This is a genomic window from Deltaproteobacteria bacterium (assembly GCA_020848905.1).
GTDB lineage: Bacteria > Myxococcota_A > Polyangia.
The window spans coordinates 76,500-90,696 of sequence record JADLHG010000067.1 but is presented as its reverse complement, the minus strand read 5'-3'; the positions used below and the strand labels follow the sequence as shown (position 1 = coordinate 90,696).

Genomic DNA, 14,197 nt, shown 5'->3' with positions numbered 1-14,197 from the left:
GCGCCGTGCGGTAGGCCGACCTCGTCGCCTCCTCTTCCCTCGGTCAATCCCGGAGTGCGCGTTCCGTCTGTAGCCGCAACGCGCGCGCCAGCTCGCGGAACTTCATCGAACAGCGCCCATCGTCCGCTACGCTCGACCAGTAGGCGGCAGCCGCCTCTCCCGCCGCTCCCCAGAGCTCCCGGTTCTCCAGCGTCCGCAGGGGCGGGCGCACGCTCGGCCTCGGTACCTCGCCACGAACCGGGGCGAGCGCCATCGGCAGCATGTCGTAGACCGGCAGGAGCCGGAAGCCCTCTGCCACTGGAGAGAGCGAGAGGTTTCCAAGGTGCATGTCCGTGTTGCCGATCCAGGTGCCGAACGTCTCGAGCCACCGGATGGCCCTCCACGACCGATCGTCCAGAAGCTCTCGCGCGCGCAGCGCCTGGGCGACCTTGCTCCAGCGCTCTCCCTGGCCGGCGAACTCGGCATCGACCATGGTGAGAGATAGCGCGGGAAGCCTCCCCCACGGCCCCTGCCGATCGAACCGTCGAACCTCCAGAAAGAGCCGACCACCCAGGTCGTGGAGCGTGGCCGCGCTGGCCGCGATCCCCGTCTTCGAGACCGAGACGAGGGCGTGGTACTCCGCGCGCAACAGATCGCGCCAGCGCCCGGCTTCTTCGCTCGTGCCCCTGGGGGAGAACTTCACGATCACGGGGCCCGCGGAGGCATGTCGGACGGCGAACTTCGGTTGCTCTCCCGCGGCGGACGATCCCGGCGCCTCGTCCCGACACGCCGCCTCGGCGAGCCCGGGATACGCGGTGCGCCGCGCCCCTGCCGGGTCCACCGTCCGGGCGTTCACCCGCTCGGCCGCCGCTTCTCCCACGATCAAATTCCCCGGCAGATCGTCTCCTCGCCGCACGAGATACTGTCCGATGTGGTCGTCCGACCAGAGGCGCGGGTCCGGCGGACAGCCCCATTCGGACGCGGCCCTCCGCGCCAGTTGCCGCCCGAGAAACCCGGAGGGCCGCAGGTCGTAGAGATAGTAGGGGAGGGAGTCGAAGAGCCCCGTGCCCGCCTCGCCCCGCAGCCAGAACGGCAGGCCCCCACCCTCCACGAGGTAGCGCCCCCCGGACAGAGCCCGGAGCGACGCCACCTGCTCCACCTGGCCCGAAGCGGTCACCCAGTAGAGCGGGAGCGACTCCGCCAGGCCAAAGACCTGACGAACTCCTGCATAGCGCACGGCCCGGCCCTGACCGAGACGAGCCACCTGTTTCCCGGCGTCTCGAAGAAGGCGGGAGACGGTCGATTGGCTCACGCCAAGCCGCCCTTGCAGCTCTCGTGAGGAGCACGGGCCGCGGGCGAGGAGCTCGAGAAGGCGCTCGAGGGTCGGCATCATGCATAGTATATGCATAGATGCGTGCATAGAAAGAGTGGAGGAGCTCGAGGGCGAGGAGCAAGACGCCGAAGGCGGGCCGCAAAGGGAAGAAGGGCTCGAAGTAGCCCCGGCGCCGCGACCGCGCTACCGGAACACGAGCTCGACGATTCCGGGGCCCGTGAAATCGAACGGCCGCTCGAGCGTCCGATCGAGATAGCTCTCGCAGCTCCCCCACTGCTCGCTGGTGCGGTACGTGCGGTCGTGAAACGAGAACCTGTCGAAGCGGGCGGGGCGCCCGTAGATCTCCTTGGGCAGATCGCGCGCGTAGCGAACCCGAAGACCGTATCGCCCCGGAGCCAAGGAGGCCGCCGACACGCAGGGATGCCCACAGGCGCAGGCGCCACGCGTGAAGACCTCCGCCGGCCACTCCTCCACCACGGACGCGCCCGGAGCCAGCTCGACGAAGCCAATCCCCGAGTCACTCACCGTCCGGCCCAGCTCGCAGATCGTCCTGCACCGATCGCAGCCGGAGAGGTCGGGATGATCGATCATGAGCGGGCCGCCCGCAGCGTCGGTGACGGAGAAGAGCCAGCGCGCGTTGCCGTCCAGATAGATCGGGCTCGCGGCGTCGTTCCGCACGCGAATCCGCAACCCGGTCGCGGGTGGCAGCTCGGCCTCGGGCAGCGCCGGGCGCCCACAGGCGAGGCCGAGCGCCAGCAGGCCTGCTCCGACGAGCTTCATCCCCATGCGTTCGTTTCCCCCTGTCGCGAAGTCCCCCGAGGACGTGCGTTCAGCATGACGCCTGGGGCAGCGCGCCGCAAGACGCCGAACGCCCAACGGCGGACGATCGGGCTCTACCGACCGTCCTCGACACCCGCCGTCAACGAGGTTGACGCGTGACGGCGCTCAGAACTCCGCGCCGAGCTGGCCCTCGAAGATGGCCAGGCGGTTGATCTGGTTCGTGCCCTCGTAGATCTGCGTCAGACGCGCGTCGCGCGCGGCCTTCTCTACCCCGTGGCCGGGGAGGTAGCCGTGCTCGCCGAGGAGCTCGAGGGCGGCGCTCGAGACGGCCCACGCCGTGTCCGAGGCGAAGGTCTTGGCCATCGAGCCGGCCGTCTGGAAGGGGCGCCGGTAGCGCGCGGCCTGCCAGACCAGCGCGCGGGCCGCCTGGACCTGGGTCAGCAGCTCGGCCAGCCGTAGCTGCACCTCCGGATACGCGAGGAGCGAGCGGCCAGAGAGCATCGTCTCGCGGCAGAAGGCCACCGCGTGCGCGAGGGCGCCACGCGCGATCCCCACCGCGATGGCTCCCACGCAGGGGCGCGAGTAGTTGAGCACGTTGCGGCTGATGGCCCAGCCGCCGCCGAGGGGCCCGATGCGCCGCTCCTCGGGCACGAAGACGCTTTCCAGCAGGAGCTCCGTGGCGTCGCTCGCGCGCTGTCCGAGCTTGCGCTCGCTCCGTCCGCGGGAGAGGCCGGCGAGGCTCTCGTCGAGGAGAAAGCAGGTCCAGTCCGAAAATCCTCCCCCTTCGGGGGCGGCGAAGAGGGTCACCCAGCGCGCGATCGCCCCGTTGCTGATGAAGCACTTGCGCCCGTTCAGCAGGTAGCCGCCGGGGACCGCCCGATACGTCGCGGAGACGCGGGCCCGCGCCGCGCCTTCGGTCTCCTCGGCGTCGGAGCCCGCGCCGGGTTCGGTGATGGCGAAGGCCGCGAGGGCCGGCTCGCCGCGCCGGATCTCCCGGTAGATGCGGCGCTGCCAGCCGAGGAGCGCGCGGGGATCTCCGCTGAGAAAGAGCGGCGCGATGCCGAGGTCGTGCCCGAGGAGCACCAGGGCCAGACCCGCGCAGGCCGAGGAGAGCTCCTCCGCCTTGAGCGCCGCGGCGAAGACCAGGCCGTAGGTAAGGGCCCGCGGAGGCATCGTGCCGAAGGGGGGAGGCAGGAGCTCCGTCTCGAGCCCGTGTCGCGCCGCTGCGAGAAAGAGAGCGCGTCCGTCCACGCCGTGCGGGTCCCGGTCCGCGGCCAGCGCGCGGGGCGCGAGGTGCTCCTCGGCGAAGGCGCGGTAGTGCCGCCGGAGCGTGCGGAAGGGAGCCGGCAGGGTCTCCGTGTCCCGCTCCCAGAGGGTGCGCGCCTCGGTGTCGAAGAGGAGGCGACCGAGGGAGGAGAGGCGTCCGGAGGCGTCGCGCGGGTGCAAGGGGTTCATCGGAACGCCTCTCACGTGCGCTCGGAGAGCGTCGCGCGCCGCAGGTCCGCGGGACGGCCCGCGAGAACCTTCAGGGCCAGGGCATCGCGCAGCCGCTTCTCGAGGCGATAGTCTTCCATGTACCCATAGCCCCCGAGCACCTGCAGGCTGTCCGAGACGGCCTGCGCGGCGTCGAGGGTCGCCCGCAGCTTGAGCTGCGCCAGCTCGCGCAGCCCGCCCGCGGGACACCGCTCGGCCGCGGCGTAGAGGAAGGCCCGCGCGCACGCCACGCGCGAACCCGCCTCGGCGAGGAGCTCCTCTACCGCGGCGTGGTCGCGGATGAGCCCCCCTCCCTGATAGCGCTCGCTCGCGTAGCGCGTGGCCGCCGTCAGCGCCCCCTGCGCGTTCCCCACCGCGGCGGCCGCGACGCCGAGCCAGATCCGGCCGAGCACGCCCGCTGCATCCGGCCAGGGCGACGGCCCCACGGCAAGCGCCAGCACCTGCTCGAGGCGCAGGCCGCGCGTGGAGAGCGCCGCCAGGCCCACCTTCTCCTCCGTCGCCCCCTCGTAGAGGCCCTCCGCGCCGGCTCGCACCACCACCGCGGTGGCAAACCCGTCGTCCGCGAAGAGCGCGTAGCGCGCCGCGTCCGGCGGGCCGTGCACGAAGCAGAGCTCTCCCTCGACGCGCGCCTCGTCGCCGGTGGCGCGAACCCGGATCCCCTTCGCGAGCGGCCACCCGAGGGCCGGCGGCGCGAAGAGACCCACCGCGCCTTCGCCGGCTCCACGCGCCTCGGCCTCGTCCCCGAGCGCGGAGAACACCGCCTGGGCCACCGCCGCGTAGTGCAGGCAGAGCGCCACGCCCGCGCACTCCTCGGCCACCGCCTCGAGCGCCACCACCGCCGCGAGCGGCTCGCACGCGCTGCCCCACAGAGCGAAGGCCGCGTCCTCCCCCTGCCCGAGGAGCCCGGCCGCCTCGGCCCGCGCGAGCACGCCCGGCAGCCGGGTCAGGTCCCCGTCGCGTCCCTCCCGCGCGAGCAGAGGCGCCACCTCCTGCCGGGCGAAGCGAACCGCGCTCCCCCGCGCCGCCTCCAGCGCCTCGCGCTCCATGCGCCTACTCCCCACCGAGATAGACGGTGTCGTGGACCCCCTGGCGCTCGCGCCCCCGGTAGCCCTCGTGCGGCGCCACGTCGCCGTCCACCACCTCCCCGACCGGCAGGATCGCCGCTCGCTCCACGTAGTAGCGGGCGAAGACGGGTCTCGCCCCGAGGCCGAGCGCCCGGATGCTCTCGGCCACCGGGTGCTCTCCGAGGCGCAGAGAGCAGCCGCGCGCCCCGAGGTTCAGGCGGGCCGTGCCGCGCGCCGGGATGATGGTGCGCACGAGCTCGCGTCCTTTAACGGTATAGGTCACGATGGGACGCCGCTCCTCCACGCACAGGCCTCCGCGCGCCACCTCCACGCTGAGAATGTGCTGGCCCTCCTCGGAGAGGCTGCACCCGAGCCGTTCGGGCGTGTATTCGAACCGCATATCGGCCACGAACTTCGGATAGCCCCATATGCCGCGCCCCGCGTCACGCGCCACGAGGTGCGTGACCGGCAGGTGACAGACGAAGAGCCCGAGACTCGGGAAGCGGGACTCGAGTAGCGCCCCCACGAGCGGCGGAGCGCGGCGATCCAGGGTCACCGGGATGGCCACCGCCACCTCGCCGTAAGGACCGATCGAGGTGTTCAGGTAGTTGAAGGCCGCGATGGCCACCGCCCCCCGGCCGGGCAGGAGCGGTACGGGTTTCAGCCGCGGCGTGGGAAGGGCCCGCTCGAGCGCCGCGAGGGGGGCGGGAAAGAAGAGCACGAAGGCGTCGTCGCGGTAGTACTGGATCGGGAGCTCGAAGCTCGCCGAGCCCACCGACACCGGGCGTCCGGGGCGGGTGCCGTCGAAGAAGGTGCGCATGGCGCGCAGCATAGCCCGGGGCGACGCCCCGCTACCAGAGGCCCGGGATGAGCGCGCGCCGCGTGCGGGGGTAGTCGGGGAAGGTCTCGCGATACCAGCGGTGGTGGGCCCAGGCCCGGGGCGCGAGGTTCGCCACGGTCCAGGCCAGAAACGAGACGCCCCCCCAGCTCCAGGTGGCGAGGGCCCAGCCCGTCCACTCCAGGATCTCTCCCGCGTAGTTGGGGCAGGAGATATAGCGATAAAGAAACCCCTCGGGGATGCGATAGCCCGCATCCCCGGGCCGCCTCAGCCCGCGGAGGATGGCGTCGGCTCGGTGATTGACCACCATGCCGAGGAGAAAGAGCGCACTGCCCGCGAGAAATCGCGGGTCGTGCAGCCAGCTAGACAGATAGCCGCCCGAGAGCGTGAACAGATAGCGCCCGTTGAGATAGGTATTCACGCTATTGAAGAGGATCGCCATCCCCACCACGACCACCGGGGTGCGCTTGGGGCTCGGCCGGATCACCGCCGGATAGACGAACGCGCGGTAGACGTAATGGAGCTCCCAGAGGCCGAGAAAGACCCAGGAGGTGGGGGCTGCGGGCCACTGGCCGAGCACGAAGAAGAGCCCGAAGAGGAGCGAGGCCGGCGCCTCCATCAGGATCCAGCCCACCCGCTGCGAGACGGAGGGACCCCAGCCGGTCCGGCTGTGTCGCCCGTAGGGGGCCACGACGAAGAAGAGGAGCACGAAGGTCCCGAGGGCCAGCGCGAGCCAGCCGAGGAGGAGCGCGCGGTAGACGCCGAGCTCGTTCACTGGCCTGGCTCCGTTTCTGCGACGCGCTGCACCAGGAGGTCGGCCAGTCGCTCCTCGGCGCCGCCGCTCCCCTCGAAGTAGAGGAAGGGCTCGACCAGCTCGAGCTCCACGAGGCGGAGGACTCCGTCCGCGTCGCGCAAGAGGTCTACCCGGGCGTAGAGCGGCGAGCTCTCGAGCGCCTCGAGGACGCGGCCGCCTGCCGCGCGAAGCTCGCCGTCCAGCGGACAGGGAACGACCCTGCCGCCGTGCTGGGGCTGCACGCGGAAATCTCCCCCGGCGGGGAGCTTGCGCACGGCGTGCGAGGGCGCGCCGTCGAAGAAGATCGCCGAGAGCTCGCCTTCGGCGGCCACGCTGTCGAGGTAGGGCTGGAGCATCAGCTCGTGCCCCGGCAGCAGGCGGTCGAGGTGCGCCTGGCCCGAGGCCACCTCGTGCGCGTCGACCCGCACCGTCTCCCAGGCCCCCGCCGAGACGACCGGCTTGAGCACGCCCGCCGGCCAGCCCTGCGCCGCGAGCAATGGGCCGAGCTTCGCCGGCGCACCGGCGGGAAGCCAGACGGTGGGCACGACCGGGACCCCGCGCTCGGCGAGGGTGGCAAGGTAGGCCTTGTGGGTGTTCCACCGCACGAGAGAGGCGGAGTTCTCGAGCCTGGTGCGTGCGCCGGCCCGCTCGGCCCAGGCCAGGTAGTCGGGCAGGCGGCGGACGTAGTCCCAGGTGGACCGAATCAGGCTCACGGCGTAGCGCGACCAGTCGATGGAAGGCTCGTCCCAGAGGACGGGCTCGGTCGCGACGCCGCGCCGGCCGAGGGCCCGCTGAAGCAGGCGGTCATCGTCGGTCAGAAGGGGCCAGTCCCGGCAGGTGACGAGCGCGACGGTCATGCCCGGGCAGGCTAGCACGAAGCGGAGCGCCTTCGAGAACGCAGGGGGCCTCGGCCCCCGCTCCGCCACGAGGGACCAAAACCAGAAGACCGCAGAACTTGCCGTGCCCTCGACGGGTGCGCAAACTACTTGGTAGACTGGATTACGCTATGGCGACAGATCATCACGCGTCGGACGAGATCGTTCCGGTGCTCGACGAAGAGGCGGGGGGCGCAGGTCAGCCACACCAAGGCGGGCTCGAGGCGCTGCGCACCGGCCCCGCCCTCCCGGCCATCCGCGCAACCAGCCGCGCGGCGACGGAGCCCCCCGAGGCCCCCGAGGCCCCCGAGGCTGAGGACACCTTCCAACCGGGAGACGCGACCGGCCCGCTGGCCCCGAGCCCGAGCCGCCTGAACGCGGCCCTGCTCTTCGACCTCGAGGAAACACAGGACGAGGCGCGCGGACTCACCACGGGAGAGACCCCGCTCACCGAGGTGGCGCCCCCCACGACGATCGACGAGGGGATCGCGGCGCAGCGGCTCGAACGGCTGGAACGCGCGATCCAGCGCCTGGTCGGCGCGAGCAAGCTCAACGACGAGGCGGAGCTGCGGCAGGCGATCGACGATGGGGCGGCGGTCTTCGAGCACGAGACCCCCTTCGTGGACGTGGCCCGGGCCGCGACGGGCGGAGGCGAGGCCCGCGACAAGCTCCTCGACGCGTTCTTCCGCCTGCAGCGCCTGCTGGACCTGGCGCAGCGTTCTCCGACGGTGAGCGGCCTCCAGGCCGCCGTGAGCGCCACGCTCGCGCCGAAGCGCAGCACCCTGGCTCCCAAGGCCGCTCCGGCCGAGGAGCTCCGCCCGGCGGCCCCCCGGTCGGAGGCCCCGGACCGGCGCAAGACGATGCTGATCGTCTTCGCCGTGCTCGTCGTGGCGCGCCTCGCGTATCTGCCCTTCGAGCTGTCGGACGACAGCCCGCCGGCGGCCGCGGTGCCCGAGCAGCACGTCCACTCGGAGCACGCGGCGGCGGTCCACAACAAGAGCGAGCCCAAGGAAGACGAGCCGGCCGTCGACGCAGTGGAGCTGGCGAACGAAGCCGGCGGCCTGGCGCTGGTGGTGATGGCCCGAAGCCCGCGCGGGCGCGACCTGCGGGTGGAGATCACCTGGTACAAGAACGGCGGAGTGATTCGCGAGACCACCGAGCCCTGCGCCGGCGAGCTCGTGGTGAAGCTCCCCCAGGATCTGCTACAGGAAGGCGCGAAGTACAAGGCCTCCGTCCGCGCGTCGGACGGACAGCAGCGCAGCACCCGGCTCACCACGGCGGAGGTGGCCTACAAGCCCGCTCCGCCGCCGAGACGTCGATAGGCATCTCAGCCCAAGGAGGTCGCTCATGAGTCGTAGCCGAGCACGCCCCCGCACCGAGACGGGATTCACGCTGGTGGAGCTGATGATCGCCGTGGCCATCAGCGGCATCCTCTCCACGGTGGCCATCCCCGCCTACCTGCGCTACGTGGAGTCGGCGCGGGACCTCGAGGGGGTGCACAACATCCAGAAGCTGGCCTCGGGCGCCCGCGCCTACATCGAGGGGCACGAGGGGCAGGCTCCCGCCGTCGCCAGCTCCGTCTCGTGCACCAACACCTTCGGCGGGATGTGCCACGGGTCGGCCATTAGCTCCGGCACGAGCGCCTATACCGCATGCACACAAGGGGGGCCCTATACCGCCGCCCAGCTCACGAACTTCAGGACCGGAAGCTATGCGCCTATCTGGTCCATGCTGCTCTTCGAGCCGGGGGATAAACCGCGCTTTTATTACTACTATCACCTGGATAGCCTCAACGGAAACCCGAACTATCTGAGCGGGCAGATCTACGCCGACCGCTATCAGTCCTGCACCTCCACCACGCGGCGGGTACGCTATAGCATGCTACCGCGCATGCAGAACGGGACGCCCATCTTCGTGGGGCCTACGAAGCAGATCTTCAACAACTAGAACGCCGACCCCCCGGGCGCGTGCCCTCCGTCAAAGTGCTGTGCCCTTGACCTCCTCGTCGCCACCCGCTCCCTCGCCCCCCTTCCGTCCCGACGCGCCGAGCGAGCGCACGATCATCTTCCTCGTCGCCGCCGTGCAGTTCGTGAACATCCTCGACTTCATGATCGTGATGCCCCTCGGGCCCGACTTCGCCGCGGGGCTCGGGATCCCCGCCGAGCAGCTCGGCCTCGTGGGTGGGTCGTATACCGCCGCCGCCGCGGTGGCGGGGCTCCTCGGGTCCCTCTTCCTCGACCGCTTCGACCGCCGCGCGGCGCTGGCCGCGATCATGGCCGGGCTCGTGCTGGCCACCGCCGCCGGGGGTCTGGCCCGTAATCTGGGCGAGCTGGTCTTCACGCGCGTCGTGGCCGGCGCCTTCGGTGGCCCGGCATCGGCGCTCTCGCTCTCCATCGTGGCGGACCTCGTCCCGGTAGCCCGACGGGGCAAGGCGCTCGGCGCCGTGATGGCCTCCTTCTCGCTGGCCTCGATCCTGGGCGTGCCGGCGGGGCTCGAGCTCGCCCGCCTGGCCGGCTGGCGGAGCGCCCTCTTCTCGGTGGCGGCCCTCGGCCTGGTAGTCGTCGTCCTCGCGATGCTGCGCATGCCCCCCATGCGCGACCACCTCGCGCCGGGGCAGCGCGACGCGCCGCGCGGCTCGAGCCTCTATCTGCGCCCCGAGGTGCTCCTCACGCTCGTCGGCACGGCCACGGCCTTCATCGCCTCGTTTCTGCTCGTCCCGACGCTCGCGTCGTACCTGCAGTACAACGCCGGCTATCCCCGCTCGCGCCTCGGCCTGCTCTACCTCATCGGCGGCGTGATCAGCCTCCTCACCGTGCGCGTGAGCGGCGCGCTGGTGGATCGGCTGGGAACCACCCCGCTCGCCACGGCCGGCACGCTGGTACAGCTCGCGGTCTTCGGCACGAGCTTCCTCGGCGACGCGCCGGTGATTCCGGCGATGCTGCTCTTCACGGGCTTCATGTTCGGCGGAGGGCTGCGCGGGGTGGCCTGGAACACGCTCACCTCACGCGTGCCGGCCCCGGCCGAACGGGCGCGCTTCATGTCGCTGCAGTCAGCCGTGCAGCACAGCGCCGCCGCGGCGGGGGCCTTTCTCTCGGCCAAGCTCCTGCGGGAGCTCCCCGACCACCGCCTGGCCGGCATGCCCCGGGTCGGGCTTCTGGCCATGGCCCTCACCCTGGCCCTCCCGCCGCTGGTCCTGCTGGTGCTGCGCCGGCTTAGACGGTCGCCGTAACCTCGGGCCCCACGTCGGCCCCGGGACCCCGCGACATCCGGGCCCCATTGTAGATCCCCCTGGCCGGCGGTACAGTTGCTTTTGCAGGAGCGGGGTGGGGGGAAAGGGCGGGACGCGCTGGTGTCAGCCGATCATTCCGTCATGCATCGAACGCCCTCGAGGAGCGAGGTTCCGATGGCCGCGTCTATTCTCGTGGTCGAGGACAACCAGCTCAACCGGGATCTGGTCCGCGCGGTGCTGGAGTGCCGGGGGCACGAGGTGCGCGAGGCGGACAGCGTGGAGACGGCGCGCGAGGCCCTGGCGGCGCGGCTGCCGGCGGTGGTGCTGCTCGACGTCCAGATCCCGGGGGGCGGCGGCGAGCGCCTGCTGCGAGAGGTGCGCGCGCGCCCCGACTGGGCCCGCCTGCCGGTGATCGCGGTGACCGCCCTCGCCATGCCTACCGACGAGGCGCGGCTCCTGGCGCTCGGGTTCGACGGGTACGTGCCCAAGCCCATCGACACGCGCGCCTTCGGTCCCTACGTCGAATCGTTTTTCAGACCACGCACGGGGGATGGAGATGACCGAACCGAACGCTAGCGGCGAGGCGAGTCCTCGCGTCGAGACGATCCTGGTCGTGGACGACAACCTGCAGAACCGCCTGGTGGCCGAGGGACACCTCGCGAGCGTGGGCTACCGCGTGCTGCAAGCCGAGAGCGGAGCGCAGGCGATCGAGCGCTTCGCCGAGGAGGCCCCCGACCTGGTCCTGCTGGACGTGTTGATGCCGGGGCTCAACGGGTTCGAGACCTGTCAGCGCCTGCGCGCTCTCCCCGCCGGGCCCGAGACCCCCATCTGCTTCCTCACGGCGCTCGAGGACCTGCAGTCGCACGAGCAGGCCATGGCCTCGGGGGCCGACGACTACCTGACCAAGCCCATCCGCCGGACCGAGCTCCTGCTGCGCGTGAAGTCTCTGCTCCGCATCCGGCGCTTCAGCCGAGAGCTCGAAGCCTCCGTGCAAACGATCGTGGCCAAGAATGCGGCGCTCGAGCACGAGCAGGCCCAAAAGCAGCAGCTCACCGATCTGATCGTGCACGACCTGAAGAACCCGCTCGCGGGGATCCTCTCGAATCTCGAGTTCCTGGAGCTGGAGACCGGCGTGTCGGCGGAGGGGTGCGAGGCGCTACTCGACGCGGGCTCGGCGGCGAAGAACATCCACCGCATGGTGCTGAACCTGCTCGACGTGAGCCGCGGCGAGGACGGCAGCCTCCGCACGCACCCGACGCGTTTTTCGGTGCGCGAGCTGGTCGACGAGGTGGTCCGGGAGACCGCGCGCCGGGCCGCGCTGCGCAACGTCGAGCTCTCCGTGCAGGTCGCGCAGGGGCTCGAGGTCACCGGCGACCGGGACCTCCTGCGCCGCGTGGCGGAAAACCTCCTCGACAACGCCCTGCGCTACGCCCCGAAGGGGAGCACGGTCGGCCTCGAGCTCGGCGCCACGAACGAGGCGCACTGGACGCTGAAGGTGCGCGACCAGGGGCCGGGTGTCCCGGCAAACCTGCGCGAACGGGTCTTCGAGAAGTACGTGCAGCTCGAGCGCCCCACCGGTGCCGGAGGGCGGGGGCTCGGCCTCCTCTACTGTCGGCTGGCCGCCGAGGCGCACCAGGGGCGTATCTGGATCGAGCCGAACGAGCCGCAGGGGAGCCTCTTCTGCGTCGAGCTGCCCACCGAGCCGCAGGGCTGACCGCGACCCGGACCCGCCGCCTCTAGCCCTCCTCGGCCGGCGCGAGGTGCAGGAGCACCTTGCCCTGCTCCACCTGCTCCCCCTCCTCGACCGCAATGGAGAGCACCTCGCCCGCCTCGGGGGCGCTCACCCGGTGCTCCATCTTCATCGCCTCGAGCGTCACCAGCGTCTCACCGCGCTCCACCTGCTGCCCCGGGCGGACGTGAATGCGCACCACCTTCCCCGGCGTCGGCGCGACGCAGCTCCCCGGCTCCACCTCGAGCTGCGGCAGCGGAAAGCGCGGCACGAGCGTGACCATCGCCTCGCCGTGGCCGAGGTGGACGTAAACAGTCGTTCCGTCCTCGACCCCCGCCGCCCCCGGGGCCGGCCGGCAGGCCACGCGCCAGCGCTGGTGCACCCCATCGAGCACCACCGCCAGTTCGTCCCCCTCGCGCGAGAGCACCTCGAGAGCGTGCTCCCCGAGGAGCGTCTCCCCCTGCACGAGCCGCAACGCGAGCTCCCGCGCTCCGACGGTACGCCACTCGGCGAGCAGCTCGGCGTCGAAGCTGACGAAGCGATCCCGCTCCACGCCCGTGGCCCCGAGACGGAAGCCCGGCTGCATCTGCGCCGGATAGGGGGCGCTCGCCCGACGCTCGTGCCAGCCGAGAGCCACCGCGGCGATCGTCCCCTCGGCCAGGTTCAGCGGCGGGGCAGTGGGGAGCCCGTGCCGCGGAAGAAAGTGCGTGTCGAGCTCGCCCGCGTTCCAGGCCGGGTGCGCGAGCACCTCGCGCAGGAGCGGCAGGTTCGTGGCCAGCCCGGGCACCCAGGCCCGCCGCAGCGCGCGCAAGAGGCGCCGACTGGCCTGCGCCCGGTCCTCCCCCCAGGCGATGAGCTTCGCGAGCATCGGGTCGTAGAAGACCCCGACGTGCGAGCCCCCCTCGTAACCGGCGTCCACGCGCACCCCTTCCTCCAGCGGAAGGTCGAAGCGCACCAGCTCGCCGCTCGACGGAAGGTAGTCGCGCAAGGGGTCTTCCGCGTAGAGCCGCGCCTCGATCGCGTGCCCTCGCAGGCGGAGCTCCCGCTGCGCGAAGGGGAGCCGCTTCCCCTCGGCCACGGCGAGCTGCAGCGCCACGAGGTCGAGCCCGGTCACGAGCTCGGTCACCGGGTGCTCCACCTGGAGCCGCGTGTTCATCTCGAGGAAGTAGAAACTCCCCTGCGCGTCGAGCAAGAACTCCACCGTGCCCGCGCCCACGTAGCCGGCGAGCCGCGCCACCTCGAGCGCCACCTCGCCCATCTTGGCGCGCAGCCGCTCGTCCACCGCGGGCGACGGCGCCTCCTCGAGGATCTTCTGGTGCCGCCGCTGGATCGAGCACTCGCGCTCGAAGAGGTGCACCGCGCCACCGTGCGCGTCGGCCAGCACCTGCACCTCCACATGCCGCGGCCTCTCCACGTAGCGCTCGAGGAGCACGGCGTCGCTGCCGAAGGCCGAGAGCGCCTCGCGTCGCGCCGACGAGAGGGCCGCCGCGAGCTCCTCGGGCCCGTCGACCCGCCGCATGCCGCGCCCGCCGCCCCCCGCCGCGGCCTTCACCAGCAGCGGGTACCCGACGCGCCCCGCCGCCGCGGTGAGCTCGGCGTCGCTCGCGCCGGCGTCGTCGAAGCCGGGGACCACCGGCAGGCCGTGCCCCGAGGCCAGGCGCCGCGCCGCCGCCTTGTCCCCCATGGCGCGGATCGCCGCCGCCGGCGGACCCACCCAGGTGAGGCCGGCCTGCACCACCGCCTCGGCGAAGGCCGCATTCTCCGAGAGGAAGCCGTACCCGGGGTGCACCGCGTCCACCCCGGCGCGCGCCGCGGCCGCGAGGACCGCCTCCACCTTCAGGTACGATTCCCCGACGGGAGGTGGCCCGAGGCGGACGGCCCGGTCGGCCTCGCGCACGAAGGGCAGCTCGCGGTCGGCGTCGGAGTAGACCGCCACCCCCTCGATCCCGAGCGCGCGGCAGGTGCGGAGGATGCGTCGCGCGATCTCCCCGCGGTTCGCAATCAGCAGACTCTGAATCGGCTTCGTCATGGTGCCTGTCTCGTGGCGTGCGCGTGAGGTGGGCCTGCCGCGGCTCGGAGTGGA

At 71.9% G+C, this 14,197-nt stretch carries 13 protein-coding genes; 5 read left to right on the top strand and 8 right to left on the bottom strand.

Features of this window, described 5'->3' with window-relative positions; translation table 11 throughout:
* Window positions 1-43: 43 nt before the first annotated feature.
* The 7 genes from yjjJ to IT371_28575 form a co-directional block, all read right to left on the bottom strand.
* Window positions 44-1,372, bottom strand: coding sequence for a type II toxin-antitoxin system HipA family toxin YjjJ (gene yjjJ, locus IT371_28605; GenBank protein MCC6751647.1), 1,329 nt, complete (start codon window positions 1,370-1,372; stop codon window positions 44-46).
* Between the two features lie 123 nt (window positions 1,373-1,495).
* Window positions 1,496-2,092 (bottom strand): hypothetical protein, encoded by a 597-nt coding sequence (locus IT371_28600; protein ID MCC6751646.1) that lies wholly within the window; start codon window positions 2,090-2,092, stop codon window positions 1,496-1,498.
* A gap of 165 nt (window positions 2,093-2,257) precedes the next feature.
* The gene (locus IT371_28595) at window positions 2,258-3,547 is read right to left on the bottom strand and encodes an acyl-CoA dehydrogenase family protein (protein MCC6751645.1); all 1,290 of its coding nucleotides are present in this window, start codon (window positions 3,545-3,547) and stop codon (window positions 2,258-2,260) included.
* Window positions 3,548-3,558: 11 nt separating this feature from the next.
* Window positions 3,559-4,632, bottom strand: coding sequence for an acyl-CoA/acyl-ACP dehydrogenase (locus IT371_28590; GenBank protein MCC6751644.1), 1,074 nt, complete (start codon window positions 4,630-4,632; stop codon window positions 3,559-3,561).
* 4 nt (window positions 4,633-4,636) lie between these two features.
* Window positions 4,637-5,470 carry an acetoacetate decarboxylase family protein gene (locus IT371_28585; protein ID MCC6751643.1) on the bottom strand — a complete coding sequence of 278 codons (834 nt, stop codon included), beginning with the start codon at window positions 5,468-5,470 and terminating at the stop codon, window positions 4,637-4,639.
* A 31-nt stretch (window positions 5,471-5,501) separates the two neighbouring features.
* Entirely contained in the window at window positions 5,502-6,263 is a 762-nt protein-coding gene (locus IT371_28580; protein ID MCC6751642.1) for a DUF1295 domain-containing protein, read from the bottom strand.
* Window positions 6,260-7,156 (bottom strand): hypothetical protein, encoded by an 897-nt coding sequence (locus tag IT371_28575; GenBank protein ID MCC6751641.1) that lies wholly within the window; start codon window positions 7,154-7,156, stop codon window positions 6,260-6,262. The genes IT371_28580 and IT371_28575 overlap by 4 nt, the downstream gene beginning before the upstream one ends.
* 131 nt (window positions 7,157-7,287) lie before the next feature.
* On the opposite strand from IT371_28575, the gene IT371_28570 reads away from it, so the two are divergent.
* From IT371_28570 to IT371_28550, 5 genes are all read left to right on the top strand, one after another.
* Window positions 7,288-8,478 carry a hypothetical protein gene (locus tag IT371_28570; GenBank protein ID MCC6751640.1) on the top strand — a complete coding sequence of 397 codons (1,191 nt, stop codon included), beginning with the start codon at window positions 7,288-7,290 and terminating at the stop codon, window positions 8,476-8,478.
* 25 nt (window positions 8,479-8,503) lie between these two features.
* Complete coding sequence (locus IT371_28565; protein MCC6751639.1) at window positions 8,504-9,103, top strand: pilin; 600 nt, start codon at window positions 8,504-8,506, stop codon at window positions 9,101-9,103.
* Window positions 9,104-9,263: 160 nt separating this feature from the next.
* Window positions 9,264-10,385 (top strand): MFS transporter, encoded by a 1,122-nt coding sequence (locus tag IT371_28560; protein MCC6751638.1) that lies wholly within the window; start codon window positions 9,264-9,266, stop codon window positions 10,383-10,385.
* Window positions 10,386-10,559: 174 nt separating this feature from the next.
* Window positions 10,560-10,961, top strand: coding sequence for a response regulator (locus IT371_28555; GenBank protein ID MCC6751637.1), 402 nt, complete (start codon window positions 10,560-10,562; stop codon window positions 10,959-10,961).
* Entirely contained in the window at window positions 10,942-12,099 is a 1,158-nt protein-coding gene (locus tag IT371_28550; GenBank protein ID MCC6751636.1) for a hybrid sensor histidine kinase/response regulator, read from the top strand. The genes IT371_28555 and IT371_28550 overlap by 20 nt, the downstream gene beginning before the upstream one ends.
* A gap of 22 nt (window positions 12,100-12,121) precedes the next feature.
* Here the strand turns inward: IT371_28550 and IT371_28545 are convergent, their stop codons facing one another.
* Window positions 12,122-14,143, bottom strand: a complete 2,022-nt coding sequence (locus tag IT371_28545) for a biotin/lipoyl-binding protein (protein MCC6751635.1) — start codon at window positions 14,141-14,143, stop codon at window positions 12,122-12,124.
* Between the last annotated feature and the right edge of the window lie 54 nt (window positions 14,144-14,197).

Coding starts and splice junctions, on each gene's coding strand:
- yjjJ (MCC6751647.1), bottom strand. CDS start 1,372: ATGATGCCGACCCTCGAGCGCCTTCTCGAGCTCCTCGCCCGCGGCCCG.
- IT371_28600 (MCC6751646.1), bottom strand. CDS start 2,092: ATGAAGCTCGTCGGAGCAGGCCTGCTGGCGCTCGGCCTCGCCTGTGGG.
- IT371_28595 (MCC6751645.1), bottom strand. CDS start 3,547: ATGAACCCCTTGCACCCGCGCGACGCCTCCGGACGCCTCTCCTCCCTC.
- IT371_28590 (MCC6751644.1), bottom strand. CDS start 4,632: ATGGAGCGCGAGGCGCTGGAGGCGGCGCGGGGGAGCGCGGTTCGCTTC.
- IT371_28585 (MCC6751643.1), bottom strand. CDS start 5,470: ATGCGCACCTTCTTCGACGGCACCCGCCCCGGACGCCCGGTGTCGGTG.
- IT371_28570 (MCC6751640.1), top strand. CDS start 7,288: ATGGCGACAGATCATCACGCGTCGGACGAGATCGTTCCGGTGCTCGAC.
- IT371_28565 (MCC6751639.1), top strand. CDS start 8,504: ATGAGTCGTAGCCGAGCACGCCCCCGCACCGAGACGGGATTCACGCTG.
- IT371_28560 (MCC6751638.1), top strand. CDS start 9,264: ATGATCGTGATGCCCCTCGGGCCCGACTTCGCCGCGGGGCTCGGGATC.
- IT371_28555 (MCC6751637.1), top strand. CDS start 10,560: ATGGCCGCGTCTATTCTCGTGGTCGAGGACAACCAGCTCAACCGGGAT.
- IT371_28550 (MCC6751636.1), top strand. CDS start 10,942: ATGACCGAACCGAACGCTAGCGGCGAGGCGAGTCCTCGCGTCGAGACG.
- IT371_28545 (MCC6751635.1), bottom strand. CDS start 14,143: ATGACGAAGCCGATTCAGAGTCTGCTGATTGCGAACCGCGGGGAGATC.